Below are 18,337 nucleotides of genomic sequence, written 5' to 3' on the forward strand. Positions count from 1 at the left end.
ANNNNCNCCCGCCACAGCAGCGACCAGAACGGCTCGCCGCGCAGCCGGGCGGCCTCGACATAGGGCTTCTCCCACTCGACCAGCACGGCCGCCCGCACACTGCGGGTCACGATCGGGACGAAGAACGTTCCGATGACCAGGACGAGGGTGGTCGTCGAGCGGCCCACGAGCGCCACCACCACCACGGCCGCGACCAGATTCGGGAAGACCGCGAGCACGTCGACGACCGCGAACGACGGCCGGCGGACGAGCCGCCGCTGGTCTAGCGATCCGCGCCGTCGGCGGTGCGTCGGATCCGCCGCCGACCGGCCCGGCGCACCGCCGACCGCGGGGCCAGCCGCGACGCTCGCCGCGGAATCCACCGTGATGTCGTTCACCGCGCCCTCCCCACCCGCACGCGCGGATCGAGCGGCGCGTACACCAGGTCGGCGACGACGTAGATGCCCATTCCCACCGCGCCGAGCACGATCGCGCCGGCCTGCAGGGTCGGCACGTCCTTGCTGGTCGCCAACGACAGCAGCTGGTCGCCGACGACAGCAGCAGGTCGCCGACGACAGCAGCAGGTCGCCGATGCCCTGGTAACCGAACAGCAGCTCGACGGTCACCAGTCCCGCGAGCAGGAACTGCAGCTGCACGGCGAGCGCGCTCGTCGCCGGCACCAGCGAGTTGCGCAGCACGTGCCCTCGCACGAGCTGCGCCTCGGACATGCCACGCACCCGCATCGCCCGGATGAACGGGCTAGCGAGGACCGCGGCTGTACTCGCCCGCACGTGCCTGGCGACATAGCCGGTGCACAGCAGGACCAGGCAGACCGCGGGCAGCAGCAGATGCCGGATCGAGGTCAGCGGATCAGCCCCCGGCGGTGCCTGCGCCGACGAGGGCAGCCAGTGCAGCTTCACGCTGAAGACCACCAGCAGGACGAAGGCGAGCAGGGCAAGCGTCGCGCTGTCGAGCAGACGTTCGATCACCAGCGGGCGAACGTCGACCCCGAGCGTGTAGGAGCGCCCCCAGTCACCGGTGACGAACCCACCCAGCCAGTGCAGGTAGCGGGGCATCAGCGGCTCGTCGAGACGCAGCTGGTGGCGCAGCGCGTCCACCGACGCCTGGCTGGCCTCCCGACCCAGCACGACGCGCGCCACGTCGCCGGGGATCAGTTCGGTGGCGATGAACACCAGGAAGCTGACCGCCAGCATGGTGACGGGGATCGCCGCCAACCTCCGGGCCAGGAAACGCACCATGCCGGATCAGGCCCGGCTCACGGTTGTCAGGTCGAGGAAGGCCGACGGGTGGGCGCGTAGCCCCCTGACCCGGTCGGACCGGTAGGCCCGGACGGCCCCGGACCACACGGTGATGATGACCGGCACGTCCTCGTGAAGGGCCCGCGCGATGATCTCGGCCTGCTTCTTCCGCTCGGCGGGGTCGGTCGCGGCGTCGTAGGCGTCGGCCGCGGCGTCCAAGGCGGGGNTGGCGTATTTCGAACCGTTCCAGACCCCGTGGCTCTTCACCATCGGGATGATGAACTGGCTCGGCGTCGGGCGGCCCACCCAGCCGACGAGGTTCGCGGTGGTGAACNGCCAGGGGGTGTCGGTCTCCTGATTGCCGCCGTAGAACACGTCGGAGGTCTGCTGGTCGAGATCGACGGTGATCCCCACCTGCTTGAGCTGGTCCTGGATGACCAGCGCGTAGGCCTTGTTCGGGGCGTCGAAGCTGAGGGTGAACCGCAGATTCTCGACCCCGCGGCGGACAGCAGCGACCGGACCTTCGCCGCGTCCTTCGCGCGTTGCGCGAGGTCCTTCGGTGCGGCCGCGAACGCGGGCGCGAGAAGGTGGTCGTTGCCGATGACGCCGACCCCGTTGTAGACGGCGGTGAGGACACCCGGCCGGTCCAGCGCGTAGGAGATGGCCTGCCGGACCTCCTTCTTCGTGAACGGCGGCCTGTCGACGCGTAGGGTGAACGCGGTCAGGCTGGTACCGCTGGCCTTGTCGACGGCGATGGAGTTGCTTCCGGCGATCGGGACGACGAGGTCGGCCTCGGACAGGATCTGCGCGTCGATGGCGCCGCTCTGCAATGCCAGTAGGTCGGCCTGGGCGTCCTTGTGGAAGGTCACCTTGACTCCGTCGAGGTACGGCTTGCCGGCGTCCCGGTACTTCGGGTTGCGGCGCAGTGAGGCTCCCTGGCCGACGTCGTAGGAGTCGAGCCGGAACGGCCCGGTGCCGATCGCCTTCGTGGCGAACGTGCCGACCTTGTAGTCGCTCTTGAGCACGACCGCGTTGTAGTTGCCCGCGGAGACCAGGTAAGGGAAGTCGGAGAACGGCCGCTCGAGGTGGAAGACCACCGTGTCCGCCCCCGACACCGCCACGCCGCCGGCCTTGAGGACTGACGCGAAGGCGGACAAGGCGGCGGACTTGTTCGCCGGGTCCAGCAGCCGGTCGAACGACGCCTTCACGGTCGGCGCGTCCAGCGGGGTGCCGTCAGAGAAGAGCACGCCCTTGCGCAACGTGAACGACCAGGTGCGTCCNGCGGCGCCTGACGCGCCGGCCGCGCCCGTGTCCGCGCTGGATCCGGAGCTGCCGCAGGCCGCGAGGAACGCGGCGATACCGCCCGCGCCGGTAATAGCCGAGGGTCGGGCACAGTGCAATGACACGTACCCATACAACCTTGAGTACACGAGCGATATACGTTCCGTATGCCATGCTCGACCGATCGCTACGTCGCTACGCTAAGACCGCGGTGTGCGCACTACGATTGACCTACCTGACGATCTTCATCGGCAGGCGATGTCGATCGCGCGAGACACATCGCGGACCTTGAGCGAGACCGCCGCCGATCTCATGCGCCGCGGGCTGGGGCAGGGCCGGCCCACCCATGCCTACCTGCCCTTCGATCTGACCGTTCCCCCGGACACGCCACCGCGCAAGGTGCTCCAGGTCATCACCGCGTGCGGTGGACTGCTCAGCAGCGCGCTGGCCACCGCCGACCCCGCAACGCAGGCCTGGCATTGGGGGCCATGCGATCCCGAAGGCTTCGCGGCGATGGGCGTCGCCGAAATCCTCCTCCATACCTGGGACATCGCCGCGGGGCTGACGGTCCCCTGCCGGTTCCCAGCACCCCTGGGCATACGGGTGCTTCGCCGTCTGTTCCCCGATGCACCGGACGGAGACCCGGCTCAGGTGCTGCTGTGGTGCACCGGCCGGAGTGAGCTCGACGGCCGGCCTCGACGCACTTCTTGGAGGTGGGAGGCGACCACCAGCGCACGGCCGTTCCAGCAGCCCGCTCCACAGGTCTGACCCGGTTCAGCGTCCTGTGAGCGGTCCACCGGCCTGCCCGCGAGGTGGGCGGATCCGCTCCACTCGGCCAACGGTTTCCGGCGGCCGGGTCTGGTCGCTCGGCCGGCTGGCGGAGTTCCGTGCCATCGCCGACTCCGCCGGCGTGACGCTGCACTGCGACGGCGCGCGGCTGTGGAACGCCGCGGTCGCAAGCGCCGTCCCGCCGCGGCGCCTCGCGGCCGCTTTCACGACCCTGTCGGTGTGCCTGTCCAAGGGGCTGGGCGCGCCGGTCGGCTCTCTGGTCGTCTGTGATACCGGCCGCGTCGGCACCGTCCGGGAGTGGCGCCGCCGGCTCGGCGGCGGGATGCGCCAAGCCGGCGTGTTGGCCGCGGCCGGCCTGCACGCGCTGCACCACCATGTCGACCGGCTCGCGGAGGACCATCAACGCGCTGCCGAGCTCGCCGCGCTGCTGGCCGACGCCGCACCCGGCCGCGTCGACCCGAAGGCGGTGGAGAGCAACATGGTGCTGGTCCAGGTCACCGACGCCGGGGCCGACGGTAACGGGCCAGCCCTCGGTTCCCGCAACGACAGTGCCGTGCCCCAGGCACATCCGCGGCGGGAACCAGGCCGGGCGGGTCAGCTCGCGGCGGCGGGGGCGGGCTCAGACTTGGTCGGGCCGNCCAGCTTGAACACGGCGCCGGTTGGGTCGGCGGCGACCGCGAGGCGGCCGTAGGGGGTGTCCTCGGCGGGCAGCACCACCGACCCACCGAGTTCGGCGGTCTTCGCGAGCGCCGCGTCGGTGTCCCGCACGGCGAAGTACACCGACCAGTGCGCCGGGACGCCCTCGGCCAGGAAGCCCGCCGCGTCCATGATGCCGGCAAGCGCGCCCTCGTCCTTGCCGAAGGTCGCGTAGCGGAACTCCGGGGTGTCGCTGACGACGTGAACGTCCCAGCCGAACACGTCCCGGTAGAAGCCGACAGCCGCAGCGTAGTCGCGGGTGAGCAGTTCGAACCAGCCGGGGGCGCCCGGCTCGGCAAGCACCCCGAAACCACGGTGCAGCCCCGGCTGCCACATGCCGATCGCCGCGCCGGCAGCGTCGGTCACGACGGCCATGACGCCGAGCTCTCCGACGACCATCGCCGGGACGATCACCTGACCCCCGTGGTCCACGGCGGCGGCGACGGTCTTCTCGGCATCCGGCGTGGCCAGGTAGACCGACCAGCCATCCGGGACGGCCTCGTCCGGCTTGGGCATACAGCCGGCGACCTGGACACCGTCCTTCGTGAAGGTGAAGTACCCGCCGAACTCCTCAGCGGGATCCTCCGCCGTCCAGCCGAACAGCTCGCTGTAGAACGTCCGAGCCCGGGCCGGGTCGGAGGTCATCAGGTCGACCCAGCAGGGCGCTCCGGCCGGGGCGGTCTCTCGAGTGGGCATGATGTGCTCCTTCGTGTCGTGCGGACCCGTATCAGGCGGACCGTGCCACATCACCTTGGACCCCGGCACCGACAAAAATTCCTCGGCGGCCCGCGGCGCTTCTCCGAGCTCCAAGTGCTGCCGCGTGGCATCACGCCCAGGGTGCTCACCGAGTCCCTGCGCGGCCTGGGACGCGATGGCCTCCCCACCGGTCCACATATGTGGAGGTACCCCCGCTGTGGAGGTACCCCCGCGGATCGAGTACACACTGACCCCCCGCGGGCACTCGGTCGTCTTCGGCGGGTTCGCCCCCGCGCCCGGCGCCCGGCTCAGTGGTGGAACGATGACTCGCCGGGCCGGTCGCCCGCGGTGCGCCGGCCCGGATGGGCCAGCCGGTTCACCACCCGGCGCAGGTCGGCGATGAGCAGCCCGGCGAGGTCCCGGCTGAACTCGTGACGCACGACGACCCGCAACACCGCGAGATCGGTCAGCCCCGGCGGGAACCGGTAGGCGGGCACCAGCCAGCCACGGGTGCGCAGCAGCTCGGAGACGTCGAAGACGGTGTAGTCCGTGATGTCGTCACGGAGCTTGAACGCGAACGCCGGAATGCCGCTACCGTCGGAGACCAGTTCGAACGGCCCCATCGCCGCCACCTCGGCGGCCAGCCAGCGGGCGTTGTCCCGACACGCCTGGGCCACCCGGCGGTAGCCCTTATAGCCCAGTTGCAGCAGGGTGTAGTACTGCGCGACGACCTGTGCGCCCGGCCGGGAGAAGTTCAGCGCGAAGGTCGGCATCGTCCCGCCCAGATAGTCCACCTGGAAGACGAGTTCGGCCGGTAGATGCGCCCGGTCGCGCCACAGCACCCAGCCCACCCCCGGATAGACCAGGCCGTACTTGTGCCCGGAGGTGTTGATGGACACCACCCGGTCGAGCTGAAAGTCCCAGACCAGATCGGGGTCGCAGAACGGGGCGATGAACCCGCCGGACGCGGCATCCACGTGTACCGGAACATCGGGCCCTCCGGAGGCGGCGAGGTGGTCCAGCGCGGCCACGATCCCGGCGACCGGCTCGTAGCTGCCGTCGAACGTCGAGCCGAGGATCGCCACCACGCCGATGGTGTTCTCGTCGCAGTGCGCCACGGCCTCGTCGGCGGTCAGATGCGTGCGCCCCGGCGCCATCGGCACCAGCCGTGCCTCCACGTCCCAGTACCGGGCGAACTTCTCCCAGCACACCTGCACGTTGACACCCATGACGATGTTCGGCCGGTCGGCCGGGGCGCCGGCGGACCGGCGACGCGCCCGCCAGCGGCGGATCATGGCAAGCCCGGCGAGCATGCACGCCTCGGACGACCCCGTGGTCGAGCAGCCGACCGCGTGCTCGGCGTCGGGGGCGTGCCACAGGTCGGCGAGGATGTTGACGCAGCGTTCTTCCAGCGCCGCCGTCTGCGGATACTCATCCTTGTCGATCATGTTCTTCGGGGCGCACTCGGCCATCAGCCGGTCGGCGTACGAGTCCATCCAGGTGGTCACGAACGTGGCCATGTTCAGCCGCGCCTTGCCGTCGAGCATCAGCTCGTCGTGGACAATCTGGTAGGCCGTCTCCGGCGCAATCGACTCCTGCGGCATCCGGAACCGCGGGACTACGACCTCCTCGCCCAGCGGGGCCAGGTGCGGCCGTACGTCGACCGTCTCCTCCGCCCGATCACCACTCGCCTGACGATGTAGAGCCATCCTGGATAAACCTCCTAGCCGCGCCGCTGCGATACCGGTTTCAGGCCATGGCCCCCGAGCGGCGCAGCGAGCGGAGCACCTGCTCCTGCTGATGCGGGAGCAGCGTCGGATCGCGTGCGCCGAGCGCGCGCCGCAGCAGGTCGTCCGCTCGAGTGTCCTCGCCGGCGGCCGCGCCACATCAGCGGCACGCCACCGGACCGGACCACTATCCGGCCCGTCCGGCAAGGCGACCGTACCGGCCGCGACCGGCACAAAGTAGCTCGACGGGCACGCTCGATGTTGCCAGCGGTGGACCACTTTCGACTTCTCTCCGCTGCCGACCAATCCGAAGGTTCCCCACGGTGTGTTTCTCGTATGGATCACCTACACCGATGGGGCGGTGAATCTCAGCGGCGAACGCTGGATCAACCACCCGGACGGCTATGCCATGACGAATCTCTCCGTGCGGCCCCGCGCCGGCCATCCCGATCAACTGATGGGCCGGGTTCATCTGCAGGGATGCAGCGGTTACGCCGTCGACCCGATCTTAAAACCCGGCCGGTGACCGAACCACCGAACGCCAGGATGGGTGACTGCCGCGGGTTCAGCGCTCCAGGCCGTTACCTTCCGGCCCGGTGAACAGGCAGGATCGATCTGTGCGGACACGGCGGGCATCAGAGGAGGACTGGGGCGCGATCTGGCCGATCTGGCGGGCCGTTGTGGTCGAGGGCGAGACTTGCGCCTGGACACCGGACACCGACGAGGAGGTCGCGAAAAGCGCGTGGATGCTGCCCCCGCCGGCCGAGGTTCTGGTGATGGAGGAGGACGGCCCGGGCGACACCTCGATCGTCGCGACCGCGCTGCTCACACCGAGTCAGCCGGGTCTGGGAGATCATGTCGTCCAGGCGATGCTGCTCGTTGATCCTAAGCGGGTGGATCACGGGGCTCCGCGCGGCGGGGCCGGAATGTACCGGGGCTACGGGCCGTACGGGGGACGTAGCTACTACGGCGGCCGGGGAGCCGAAGGCGACCGCTGGGAGAGCGTCAGCCGGCAGGCCGCGGAGCAGATGATCGAGTACGCGGCCGATCTCGGCTACCGGGCGATGCAGCTCAACGCCGTCGTCGCAGCCAATCCACGGTTGGTCGCGCTGTGGCGCTCGCTGGCGTTCCGCCTCGTCGGGACCCTTCCGGCGGCCTTCCGCCATCCTTGGCTCGGCGACGTCGACCTCCACGTGATGTACCGCTTCCTGCCCCCCCGGGAACATTGATCTAGCGACAACTGCTACGAACACCGGCGTCTCCACGTAGGCGGGGCGATACCCCAGGTCCGCCAGCGACACACTCCCATACCCCTTCCGCACCTGGACGAACGATTCTACAGCAGGAGCATCGCCTCCAGTCCCACTTTCGTCGCCGTGAATGGGTGGCGGTCGCATTCTGGTCCGCGTCGAACTCGACGTGTTCCACCACGGCCGGCTCGGCGCCGAGCAGTTGACACCATATCTTGCAGACCCGCGTACCTTTCTTCCCTGCCAGGTAGCTATTTTCAACGAGACACAATCTGGCGACGGAGGACGGCGTGTTTCCGCGAAGGACCCGTTCGTGTCACGATCACACCTATGGCGACGCCGGTAGAACCACGTTTTTCTTGTCCGCACCACACGTCTATATTCGTGAACGAAGTCGGATGGGGACCCACCGCAATCGTCCGCCCCACCCTTCAGGCAGACGTGATTCGGATCACTTCATTGGATCTGAATGTNCCGGGCAGACCAACCCCATGCATGTGACTGCTACGCCCTCGCTGCGACTGCCATCGGAGCCCTGCGCTGGGCCCCGGCGCGGGGAACGGCAACCGGGCACNCTGTGACCCGGACCCGTATCCCAGGCCGACATCGAGCCTTTTCATCCCTGACCATGGCCCAGGACGAGGAGCCTGTCTGTGCGTCTGAGCGCCGCGCCCGATCTGTCCTTCTCCGACATGCAATCGACCGTCGCCGTCCTGACGATCCTGGGCGGTGCGGTCCTGCTGGCCCTGGCCGTCTCCGTATTGCTGCACCGCATGGCCAGACGGATCGGCCGCCATTCGGAGATCGTCGCCGATCTCGCACAGCGCGGTAAGCGGCCGACGCGACTCACGCTCGTGCTGGTGGCCCTGCTCGTCGGCCTCACCTCCACGGCTGAACAGACCTGGACCGGGGCAGCCCTGCGAGTGTCTAATGTCGCCCTTATCGCTGGAATCGCCTGGTGCGTCACGGTGCTCGCGTTCGCCTTCGAGGNCCTCGCGCTCGCCCGCTACCGAATGGATATCGTCGACAACCGGCATGCCCGCCGGGTGCGCACCCAGGTCACCCTGCTCCGACGGATCACGGTGGCCATCATCTCGATCATCGCGGGCGCCTCGATGCTCATGACGTTCCCGAGCGTCCGCGTCGCCGGCGCCAGCATCTTCGCCTCGGCCGGCGTGGTCGGCATCGTCGCGGGGTTGGCCGCCCAGACCTCACTGTCCAACGTCTTCGCCGGACTCCAACTGGCCTTCACCGACGCCATCCGGGTCGACGATGTGGTGGTGGTCGAGAAGGAGTGGGGCAGGATCGAGGAGATCACTCTCACCTACGTCGTCGTCCACATCTGGGATGACCGGCGGATGGTCCTTCCGTCGACCTACTTCACCACGACACCGTTCCAGAACTGGACCCGCAAGGAGTCCGCGGTCCTCGGTGCCGTCGAGCTGGACCTGGACTGGGCAATCCCGATCGACGAGATGCGGGCCGAGATGCACCGGGTCCTGGACGCCACGGACCTGTGGGACAAGCGAGTCTGCGTCCTGCAGGTCACCGACGCCATCGATGATCACATCCGCATCCGCGTCCTGGTCAGCGGCAAGGACGGACCGACCGTGTTCGACCTGCGCTGCCACATGCGCGAGGCACTCGTCCGATGGGTCCAGCACAACCATCCGACAGCTCTGCCCCGGACCCGCATCGAGTTCGACGCCTCCGCGCACCTGCTCGGTCTGCGCATCCCGGATCAGGGCCGGGCCGATGACCGCGACGGCCGCCACCCCGATCCGTCCGGCAACGGCCGGCACAACTATCTCCACGGCCGCGANCATCCCCACGGCGACCATCCCGATGGAGACCATCCCGACGGCAGGTCCGACCGGCTCCGCAAGACGAACGGCATCCGCCGCGGCGAAGAACCAGCGCGGGCGGTTCCCGTCCCAGTGCAAGGTCTCCTCTCCCCCACGATCATGGATGCCACGAACTCGGCCGCGGTTACCGCCGCCGGCAGCGCGAGCCGGGAGGCGGAGACCGGTACGGACGGCGGGACGAGCACCGCGCCCACGGGTGCGCCTGCCGACGCCGCCGAGGACGCCCGGCTGTTCTCCGGCGCGAGTGCCGACGCCGCGGAACGGGCGCGGAACTTCAGCGAGACCAGCGAGACCAGCGAGCATGACAGCTCCGCTTCTTCTCCACCGCCCCGCGACGACGACGACGATGACGACGCGGCGCAGCCAGGGGAATCGACCCGACGCCAAACGACACCGCAGGCGCCAAACGACACCACAGGCGCATAACGACACCACCGAAGGCTCCGGCCCAGCTCCTCCGCAGGTGGAGGACCCAGGCCGAAGCAGGCGTCGGGTCAGAGCAGGTGCTCTGTGTGCTGCTGACCGGATCGCGGTCACCCGGTCGCCGGCGGGTATCGCGATTACCGGCGGGCGTAACGACGGCTGCGGGTCGACCCCGACCGGCCGCCGTGGCCCCCCACGTTCCGCCACACCAGGAGAACCAGGATGGCACCGATGATGGACCCGAGAATGCCGGACGGCTGCAGAGCGCCTTCGCCGACATCCTTATTGAACAGGACGTAGCCGAGGAATCCTCCGACGAAAGATCCGATGATTCCCACCACAATGGTGCCGAGAATCCCGATGGGATCCCGGCCGGGCAGCAACACGCGTGCGACGGCCCCGGCGACAAGTCCGAGCAGAATCATGACGACGATGAAGGTGATCATTAGTTTTCTCCCTACGAGGTGGTTGGATTACTCATCCCCGGCGCCGCCGTCCCCGCCGGACCACCAGCAGCAGCACCACCGTGCCGGCCAGGACCCCACCCGTGGCCTTCGGGTTGCTCCGCATCCGCTGCCCGACGGACCGCGCGGCTTTCCCGCTGGTGGCGAGGGTCTTCTCGGCCGCCCCCTTCGTCTTCTCGGTGGCGACCGACACATGGGGAGCAAGGGTCTGGACGGCCTCGTTGACCTTCTGGCGCACCTCGGCGGCTCCGCCGGCCACTCTGGCCCTGGCGCCCGGGGTGGTCATGTCCGGGCCGGCCAGGTCCGGGCCGCTGACGTTTCCCGGCTCCCTGACGTTTCCCGGCTCCCTGACGTTTCCCGGGCCGGTGACGTTTCCCGGGCCGGTGACACGTGAGGCGGAGGTGGTCGCGGCGATGACGTCGGGGCTCGGCGCCGGGGAAGCGTGACCGTTCAGGCCGGGTGCCGGGCCGGCACCTACCCTCTCGGTACCGGTCGGGACCGGGGGGACCGGAGGGCACGCGAACGGAGCCGTGGTCGTGTCGTCGGCGGGAAGCGACGCGGTCCGTGCGGGCTCCGGCATCACTGAACTCGGGTCCATTGGCATCGTTCGGTTCCTCCCTGGAAGGTGTCGGTGTCTGACCTGGAGACCGGGTCCGATCTGGAATCAACGGCTGAGCTGGTCAACGGCTGAGCTGGTCAACGGCTGAGCTGGTCAACGGCTGAGCTGGCATCACGCTCGGCCCGTCCGACCGGGACCGACGCGGACCACCTCGCCGAGCCACATCTGCGATCAGGCCACATCTGCGATCAGACCTGCCGCCGGCTCCCCGTGACTCGCGGAGAAAGCCGACCGGGCGGGATGTTCACTAGCCGTACTTCTCATCGTCATACCCGGAATCAATGCGGATAACCCGATGTAGACGCCCTGACAGGACACGGGGCCGCGTCACCGATGCCCAACACTATCCACAAACACATAAATGCCACATAACGGCTAATATATCGATCATGGCTCATCTCTCCCCAACCTGCCCACAGCAGGGGACAATGGGAGGTATCAGGCGATCGACGGTGCGGACGACCCGGCGTCGGCTACGGTTCGGACAGCAGCCATGAGCGTCAGGGGGTGGCTGATGTCGGATGTGCCCACAATGCCCTCCGCAGCCGACCGGAACGGTCCGCTCGAAGGCATCCGCACACTGGCCGCACGCCTCGCCTCCGGCGAGATGACGTCCCGCGAGCTCGTCGAAGCCGCGTTGGCCCGGACAGCGGCGACCCAGGCCACCCTTAACGCCTTCCGCTGGGTACGGGCCGAGGCGGCCCTGACAGAGGCCGAGGCGGCGGACGTCGCGCTCGCCGCCCGCCGCGGCCGTCCCGGCCGGGACGGCCGCGGCGGCTGGTGGAGCACGCCGGGATGGCGACCGCTACTCGGCGTGCCCATTGCGATCAAGGATGACACCGACCTGACCGGTACCCCCACGGCCTTCGGCGCCATGGGGGAGTTCCCCCCCGCGGTCCGGGACAGCGAGATGGTGCGACGGCTGAAGGCGGCCGGTGCCATCATCATCGGCAAGACCAACACCCCCGAGTTCGGGCAGTGGCCGTTCACCGAGGGCCAGGCGTTCGGGGTGACCCGCAACCCGTGGGATCTCGACTACTCTCCCGGCGGTTCCTCCGGAGGCGCGGCGGCCGCGGTGGCCGCGGGGCTGGTACCGGCTGCGATCGGTTCGGACGGGGCGGGCTCCGTGCGCATCCCCGCCGCCTGGACCCACCTGGTCGGGATCAAACCGCAGCGGGGGCGCATCTCGAGCGCCCCGGTCCGCGAGCAGTTCAACGGGCTCACTGTCTACGGCCCGCTAACCCGAACCGTCGCCGACGGGGCCCTGCTGCTCGACGTCCTGTCCGGCAGCCTNCCCATCGNCCGCGCTCGNCCGCCGGCGCCGGCCGAGCCGTTCCTCACCGCCGCCGGCCATCCCCCTCCCCGCCTGCGGATCGGGCTCTCCCTGCACCACCCGTACAGCGGGATGCCGGTGGCCCTCGATCCGGCCGTCCGGGCCGCCGTGGAACGGATGGCCGAGATCCTGGCCCGCTGCGGGCATGACATCGTGCCGGTGGAGCCGCCCTACGGCCTGCTTGGCACGATTTTCCTGCCGCGGTCCATGGACGGCATCCGCGACTGGGCCGGGCGGGTGCCCGATCCCACCCTGCTTGACCCGCGGACCATGGCCAACGCGCGGACCGGACGGATGCTGCGCCCGTTCCTCCCGCTGACACGCGCCGCGGAACCACTGGCCCGGCTCAACATCGGCCGCGTCTTCCGGNGGGTGGACGTCATNCNCNCCCCGACGACCGCCACTCCGCCGCCCCGGGTGGGCGAGCTCAACCGGGAGAGCAACTGGGCCACCGACCAGGCGATCGTGGCGGCGTGTCCCTACACCTGGCCGTGGAACGTCCTCGGTTGGCCGGCCGTCAACGTACCGGCCGGACGCACCGCGGCGGGACTGCCCGTCGGCGCCCAGTTGATGGGGCCGGCGAACAGCGAGACCCTGCTGATCTCCCTCGCGGCGCAGGTGGAGGACAGCGAGCGCTGGCACCTCCATCAGCCGGGAGAACGCTCGGCCCACGCGATCTGACGATCTGACCCGACGGGCACCCGATCCGACCTGGTCCACGGCCCGACCTGGTCCACGGCCCGATCTGACCTTACGGGTAGCGGGATGTTACCGAATAGCCGAAATGCGAGGCCCTCTCACGGGATCCCGATCCGGCCGGGACAATGACCCATGCGAAGACGTCGTTCAGGCGCTGGCGGACTCGGCGGACTCGGCGGACTCGGCAGGGTGGAGGGGCCCGGCGGATTAGAGGGGCTCGGCGGGGNGGAGGACGTCCGTCCCCTCATAGCCGGAACGCTCGTCCTCGTCACGGTCGTCATCCTCGACGCGACGCCCGGGCTGATCCTGGTCGGGTACTTCGGTCTCGGGCCACTGATCATCGCGGCGGCCAGTCCACCCCGGGTCACCGCCGCGGTCGGAGCGCTGGCAGTGATCGCGGCGCTCCTCTCCGGCTTCTGGGATCATTGGTTCGGGACCGGTCCGCATCTCGCCGCAACCACGCTGGTCGCCCTCCAGTCCGTGATCGCGGTCTGCATCTGCGTGTGCCGGGAACGGCAACGCTCACAACTGCACCAGGTCAAAGCGGTCGCCGAGGTCGCGCAGCGGGCACTGCTACCGGCGGTCCCGAGCCGGCTCAACGGGGCCGGTTTCGCGGCTCGGTACCTCTCCGCCGCCCAGGAGGCGTCGGNGGGNGGCGATCTCTACGAGGTCGTCTCCACCTCGCAGAGCATCCGGATGATCATCGGCGATGTCCGCGGCAAGGGCCTGCCCGCGGTCCGGCTGGCCTCGATAGTGCTCGGTGCCTTCCGCGAGGCGGCAGTGACCTGGCTCGACCCGGAACAGGTGGCCGCCGCCTGCGCCCGCGCGGTGGGTCGGGAGGCCGAACCCGAGGACTTCGTGACGGCGCTCATCGTCGACANCCNCCCGGACGGTCGGCTGGGCCTGTGCTCGGCCGGGCATCACCCGCCACGACTGGTCTCGGCGGACGAGTGCACCACGCTGGAACTGAAGTCGCCGAGTCCGCCGCTCGGGCTGGCCGAGCGTTTCTCCGTCACGATGGCGAGCTGGGCGGTCGGCGATCGGATGCTGCTGTTCACCGACGGTCTCACCGAGGCCCGGGACGGCCGGGGGCGGTTCTTCCCTCTGGACGATCATCTGGACCTGCTGCGGGGCGGCAGCCAGGACGACGCGCTCGACCGTCTCGCCGGGGCTCTGCGCGCCCACGTGGATGGCAGGCTGCAGGACGACCTCGCGGTGCTGCTGGCCGAGCGGGAGGCGGGACCGAGTGGCGGGATGGGNGCCGGGNCAGGAGCCGGGACAGGAGNCGGCGTCCTGAGCTCTTNAGCCCGGCGGGACCCGGCGGCCCCTCGACCCGAGATCCGACTCCCATCCGGCGTGCCGCTGTCCCTTGGAGCCCGTCGCGATCCGCTACGGTCACCCAATGCGGAGGGATTCCGTGGCCGCCGCCCGATACCGACGCCTACAGTTGTGCTCACGGGTATTCACTCCAGGTATCGATATACCGGACGGTCGGAGACGGTCGTGAGCGTTCCGGTGGATTCCGGTGACCGTCGCACCGTGCGGCTGCTCTTGGCCCTACTCGTCGTCGTGAGCGCCGTGGCCGCGTTCGCCGTCGGCGGTCTGATCGCGACGTCCGGGTTACGGGTGAGCTGGGGACGCGCCGAGGGCGCCGCGGCAGCGGCCGACCTCGCCATCGCCAAGGACGGCTCGCTGCCAGCGGCGATCGGCAGGCTGGGCATCGGCGGCGGCTCGGATCCCTCGTCACTCACGGATCCCTCGTCACTGACGGCGGGCCCCTCCCTGAAGAGCGGGCCTTCGTCGGCCACCGCGTCACCGACGCCGACGGAGGTGGGCGGGGCGAAACACCCGGTGCCAAGCCCGGTGCCGAGTGGCGAGTATCCGCCTACACCCACGGCACCGAGCCCGCGACACAGCTGCACGGCCCCGGCCACCTCCGCACCCGGGGGGTCGGGCGCCCCCATCCTCATCTACCCATTGTGCTGATATCCGTTGTGTCGATATCCCTTGTGCTCTTGTGCTGATATCCGTCGTGCCGAGCTATCCGCCGGATCCGGGCCGCCAGTCGGGCGAGCGGCCGGTGAGGGCCAGCAACCTCGTCCACTCGTCGGCGTCATCCGGGACCGGCACCGGGCGGGCGAAGATGCCGGCCGCCCGCCAGGCGTCGATCTGCGACGCCAGCTGCTCGTGGACCCGGTGCACGAGGTCCCGGTCAGAGCCGACACCCGCCACCGACGAGGTGTCACCGGCCCGCCGGCCGTGCATGTCGATCGCCCGCGCCAGATCCCAGCCGTGGATCAGTAGATCGGCGGTCAACTGGAAGGCGTACTCGCTCGCCGGCGTGGGGCCGAAGGAGAGGACCGGCACCGACGCCCAGGCTCCCGGGCGGTTCCAGGAGTCCCGTGCCCCACGGGCCGCCGCCGTCCAGCTCGCCACGGGATGCGCCCCTGGCGCGGACGCTCGTCACGATCGCAGGTCTCATTAGCGCCACATCGTGAGGCTGCAATCATCTCCCTTCATGAAGGGTCACCCCCTGCCGTCGCATCCCGTCAACCGGGACGCCACACGCCCGATGCCGCTCGTTCAGCCCTGTCGCCGGCCGGACGACGCGTGAGGGAACTTCCCCTCCCGCCGGGCCCCACCGATGATCCGAACGCGCCGATCCGCCCTGCGAGGAGCGGACCGGCCTCAGGTACCGATCCTGCCGGGGCCGGTACCGCCGGGGCCGGTACCGCCGGGGCCGGTACCGGCCTGGTCGACGTGCCAAGCATGCTGGTGGTCGCCGACAAGTTCCCCCCGGTGCTCGGCGGCATCCAGACGTTCGCCTACCATCTCGCGGCCGGGCTTCCGGCTGACCGGGTGGTGGTCGTGGCGCCGGCAGCCCCCAGCGCCGCCGCCTTCGACCGGACGCTGCCCTTCCCGGTGATCCGCATGGACGAGAGGATCCTCACCTCCCCCGGATCCCGGCGCCTCCTGCGATCGGTCGTGCGGTCCGAGCACTGCGAGGCGGCCTGGTTTCCCACCGCGGCGCCGCTCGGCCTGCTCGCCCCGACGCTGCGAACGGCCGGGATCTCCCGGGTGGTGTCGTCGAGCCACGGGCACGAGGTCGCCTGGTCCCGGCTGCCCGGCGGGTGGTCGCTCGTCCGAGCGGTCGCCGCCCGGGCCGACGTCCTGACCTATCTGACGGCGTTCACCCGGCGCCGGCTGCTCGCCGTCGCCCCGCCGGGCACGACACTCGCGCGGCTGACCGGCGGGGTGGATACCGGACGGTTCCGGCCGCGGGTCGGGGGCGAGGAGATCCGCCGGCAACACGGCTGGTCGGACCGACCGGTCGTGATCTGCGTGGCCCGCCTGGTGGCGCGCAAGGGGCAGGACATGCTCATCCGAGGCTGGCCGGTGGTCCTGCGACGTCATCCCGCCGCACGGCTGCTGCTGGTCGGGCAGGGTCCCGCCGCGGACCGGTTGCGACGGCTCGCCACCCAGGTGGGCGTCGCCGACGCGGTGCATTTCGCCGGCGCGGTCACGGAGCAGGATCTTCCGGCCTATCTCGACGCCGCCGACGTCTTCGCAATGCCGTCCCGCNCCCGCCTGCTCGGCCTGGACCTCGAAGGTCTCGGACTGTCCGCCCTGGAAGCGGCGGCGAGCGGCCTGCCGGTCGTCACCGGTGCCCAGGGCGGGGCACCCGACGTCGTCCTGCCCGGTCGCACCGGCGTCGTCGTGGACGGCCGCGACCGGCACGCCGTGGCGACGGCCGTCGCCGACCTGCTCGACGACCCCGAGAGATCCGCCCGGATGGGCCTCGCCGGACGGGACTGGATGTGCCGGAACTGGAACTGGGGTGAGTTGAGCCGGCGGCTCGCCGGACTGCTCGCGGGCGGGCCAGATTCCGATCTTGAGGGTGTCGCGGGACACTCTTTCGGATCCTCGGCGGCGCATCGGGAGGTCCCGGATGGCGTCGTCTCGAGCAACATCGGGCCCAGCGGCATGATTTCGGACGACATCGTTCCAGACCGGATCGATGTGAGCCAAGGCGGTTGAATTCCATGGCGAGACGGCGGATGGGATACATCCGGGCGAAGGGGGTTGCAGCCGTGGCCGCGCCGCTGCTGGCGGTGGTCTGGCTCGCGCGTTCGTGGACAACGGTCGAGAGCGGTGTCGACGCGTTGACGCGCGCCCACCCGTCCTGGCTGGTGGGCGCGGTCGCTGTCGCCCAGTTGACCTGGATCGCGGGAGCGGCCTGCCAGCAGGGCACGGTGGCCCGGCCCCTGCCAGTGGGTCCGCTGCTCGCGGTCCAGGTCGCCGGCAGCGTCGCCAACCACGTGCTGCCGGCGGGCTTCGGGGTCGGCGCGGTGAAGCTTCGTTTCCTGCATCGTGCGGGGCTGACCCTGCGGGAGGCGGTGACGGCGGTGGGCCTCGACACCGCCGCCGGTGTCACCACGCACCTGGCCGTGCTGATCATGCTCCTGGCGGGGGGATTCCTGCCGGNGGACGTGGCACGCCTACCCCGCGGCGAGCCGGTGGCCATGGTGGTCCCGGCGGTGCTCGCCGGGCTCGCTCTGCTCGGCCTGCTCGGCTGGCTGATCGCCCCGGTCCGCCGGGCGGCCCGCCGGGCATGGGCGGGCGTCGTCGACCACCTACGGTCGATGAAGACCACCCTGCAGTCGCCGAGCCGGGCGGCCCTGCTGTGGGGCGGCTCGGCCGCCATCCCGATGCTGCACGCCGCGACCCTGTGGGCGATCATGCGTGCGCTGCACCTTCCGCTCGGGGTCGGCGCGGTATTCGCGATCTACTTCGCGGCGAGCGCGGCCTCGGCCCTGGTGCCCTCGCCGGGCGGCTTCGGCTCGCTCGACGCGGCCCTGACAGCAGCGATCATGGCTGCCGGCCAGTCCGCCGCCATCGCGCTCGCGGCGGTCCTCGGCTACCGGATGATCACGGTATGGCTGCCGATGGCCCCGTCGGCCTGCGTCCTGGCCCTGCTGGTCCGCCGCGGCCACCTCTGACCCGCGCACTCACCCCCGCACCTCTGACCCGCGCCACTCACCCCCGTCGGGGGATGGTCCCGCACCACGTCAGGCCCACTCGTCCCGTCCGGGTGGACCCGCGGGCACCGAACCCAATGGTGATTACTCTTCGAATCAATGGGAATGCACAACGTCAGGATGCACAACGTACAGCTAGTTCTCGTGCGTGCACCGTCATCTACCCATGCCATCCACCCGTCGGTCAGGGCCGCACCCGCGGTCCTCAGAGGGGGGAG

General features: G+C 70.2%; 15 protein-coding genes and 1 pseudogene (1 of these 16 only partly in view). 9 read left to right on the top strand and 7 right to left on the bottom strand.

Annotation, left to right across the window (positions count from 1 at the left end; translation table 11 throughout):
• Positions 1 to 1,238, bottom strand: a pseudogene (locus tag ALLO2_RS27095) (ABC transporter permease subunit) (it extends 259 nt beyond the left edge of the window).
• 263 nt (positions 1,239 to 1,501) lie between these two features.
• On the bottom strand, positions 1,502 to 2,644 hold the full coding sequence (locus ALLO2_RS09170; RefSeq protein ID WP_198030975.1) for an ABC transporter substrate-binding protein: 1,143 nt from the start codon (positions 2,642 to 2,644) through the stop codon (positions 1,502 to 1,504).
• Between the two features lie 163 nt (positions 2,645 to 2,807).
• On the opposite strand from ALLO2_RS09170, the gene ALLO2_RS27100 reads away from it, so the two are divergent.
• Together ALLO2_RS27100 and ALLO2_RS28160 are read left to right on the top strand one after the other, a co-directional pair.
• Positions 2,808 to 3,287: a hypothetical protein gene (locus tag ALLO2_RS27100; protein WP_232234989.1), complete on the top strand. Its 480-nt coding sequence runs from the start codon at positions 2,808 to 2,810 to the stop codon at positions 3,285 to 3,287.
• A gap of 16 nt (positions 3,288 to 3,303) precedes the next feature.
• Entirely contained in the window at positions 3,304 to 3,999 is a 696-nt protein-coding gene (locus tag ALLO2_RS28160) for a beta-eliminating lyase-related protein (protein ID WP_369808137.1), read from the top strand.
• Here the strand turns inward: ALLO2_RS28160 and ALLO2_RS09185 are convergent.
• Positions 3,903 to 4,700 carry a VOC family protein gene (locus ALLO2_RS09185; RefSeq protein WP_035731223.1) on the bottom strand — a complete coding sequence of 266 codons (798 nt, stop codon included), beginning with the start codon at positions 4,698 to 4,700 and terminating at the stop codon, positions 3,903 to 3,905. The genes ALLO2_RS28160 and ALLO2_RS09185 overlap by 97 nt on opposite strands.
• A gap of 308 nt (positions 4,701 to 5,008) precedes the next feature.
• Positions 5,009 to 6,409: a glutamate decarboxylase gene (locus ALLO2_RS09190; RefSeq protein WP_023840175.1), complete on the bottom strand. Its 1,401-nt coding sequence runs from the start codon at positions 6,407 to 6,409 to the stop codon at positions 5,009 to 5,011.
• A gap of 343 nt (positions 6,410 to 6,752) precedes the next feature.
• On the opposite strand from ALLO2_RS09190, the gene ALLO2_RS09195 reads away from it, so the two are divergent.
• The 3 genes from ALLO2_RS09195 to ALLO2_RS09205 all read left to right on the top strand — a co-directional run bounded on the left by ALLO2_RS09195 (position 6,753) and on the right by ALLO2_RS09205 (position 9,968).
• Positions 6,753 to 6,953 carry a hypothetical protein gene (locus ALLO2_RS09195; RefSeq protein ID WP_011434652.1) on the top strand — a complete coding sequence of 67 codons (201 nt, stop codon included), beginning with the start codon at positions 6,753 to 6,755 and terminating at the stop codon, positions 6,951 to 6,953.
• 91 nt (positions 6,954 to 7,044) lie between these two features.
• Complete coding sequence (locus ALLO2_RS09200; protein ID WP_011434651.1) at positions 7,045 to 7,656, top strand: GNAT family N-acetyltransferase; 612 nt, start codon at positions 7,045 to 7,047, stop codon at positions 7,654 to 7,656.
• Positions 7,657 to 8,330: 674 nt separating this feature from the next.
• Positions 8,331 to 9,968: a mechanosensitive ion channel family protein gene (locus ALLO2_RS09205; protein WP_035731143.1), complete on the top strand. Its 1,638-nt coding sequence runs from the start codon at positions 8,331 to 8,333 to the stop codon at positions 9,966 to 9,968.
• Positions 9,969 to 10,102: 134 nt separating this feature from the next.
• On the opposite strand, the gene ALLO2_RS09210 is transcribed toward ALLO2_RS09205, so the two are convergent.
• Both ALLO2_RS09210 and ALLO2_RS23250 read right to left on the bottom strand, forming a co-directional pair.
• Entirely contained in the window at positions 10,103 to 10,411 is a 309-nt protein-coding gene (locus ALLO2_RS09210) for a GlsB/YeaQ/YmgE family stress response membrane protein (protein ID WP_011434649.1), read from the bottom strand.
• 31 nt (positions 10,412 to 10,442) lie between these two features.
• Positions 10,443 to 11,009, bottom strand: coding sequence for a hypothetical protein (locus tag ALLO2_RS23250; protein ID WP_051623781.1), 567 nt, complete (start codon positions 11,007 to 11,009; stop codon positions 10,443 to 10,445).
• 553 nt (positions 11,010 to 11,562) lie between these two features.
• Here ALLO2_RS23250 and ALLO2_RS09220 point away from each other — a divergent pair.
• Together ALLO2_RS09220 and ALLO2_RS28165 are read left to right on the top strand one after the other, a co-directional pair.
• On the top strand, positions 11,563 to 13,062 hold the full coding sequence (locus tag ALLO2_RS09220; protein WP_035731229.1) for an amidase: 1,500 nt from the start codon (positions 11,563 to 11,565) through the stop codon (positions 13,060 to 13,062).
• Between the two features lie 150 nt (positions 13,063 to 13,212).
• On the top strand, positions 13,213 to 15,066 hold the full coding sequence (locus ALLO2_RS28165; protein ID WP_369808138.1) for a SpoIIE family protein phosphatase: 1,854 nt from the start codon (positions 13,213 to 13,215) through the stop codon (positions 15,064 to 15,066).
• Positions 15,067 to 15,120: 54 nt separating this feature from the next.
• Here ALLO2_RS28165 and ALLO2_RS09235 read toward each other — a convergent pair whose 3' ends face one another.
• On the bottom strand, positions 15,121 to 15,516 hold the full coding sequence (locus ALLO2_RS09235; protein WP_011434644.1) for a hypothetical protein: 396 nt from the start codon (positions 15,514 to 15,516) through the stop codon (positions 15,121 to 15,123).
• 333 nt (positions 15,517 to 15,849) lie between these two features.
• On the opposite strand from ALLO2_RS09235, the gene ALLO2_RS09240 reads away from it, so the two are divergent.
• Together ALLO2_RS09240 and ALLO2_RS09245 are read left to right on the top strand one after the other, a co-directional pair.
• Positions 15,850 to 17,118 carry a glycosyltransferase family 4 protein gene (locus tag ALLO2_RS09240; RefSeq protein WP_035731235.1) on the top strand — a complete coding sequence of 423 codons (1,269 nt, stop codon included), beginning with the start codon at positions 15,850 to 15,852 and terminating at the stop codon, positions 17,116 to 17,118.
• Positions 17,119 to 17,138: 20 nt separating this feature from the next.
• Positions 17,139 to 18,080, top strand: coding sequence for a lysylphosphatidylglycerol synthase transmembrane domain-containing protein (locus ALLO2_RS09245; protein WP_232234990.1), 942 nt, complete (start codon positions 17,139 to 17,141; stop codon positions 18,078 to 18,080).
• Positions 18,081 to 18,337 lie beyond the last annotated feature (257 nt).

It is taken from the genome of Frankia sp. Allo2, from assembly GCF_000733325.1.
Classification (GTDB): Bacteria; Actinomycetota; Actinomycetes; order Frankiales; family Frankiaceae; genus Frankia; species Frankia casuarinae.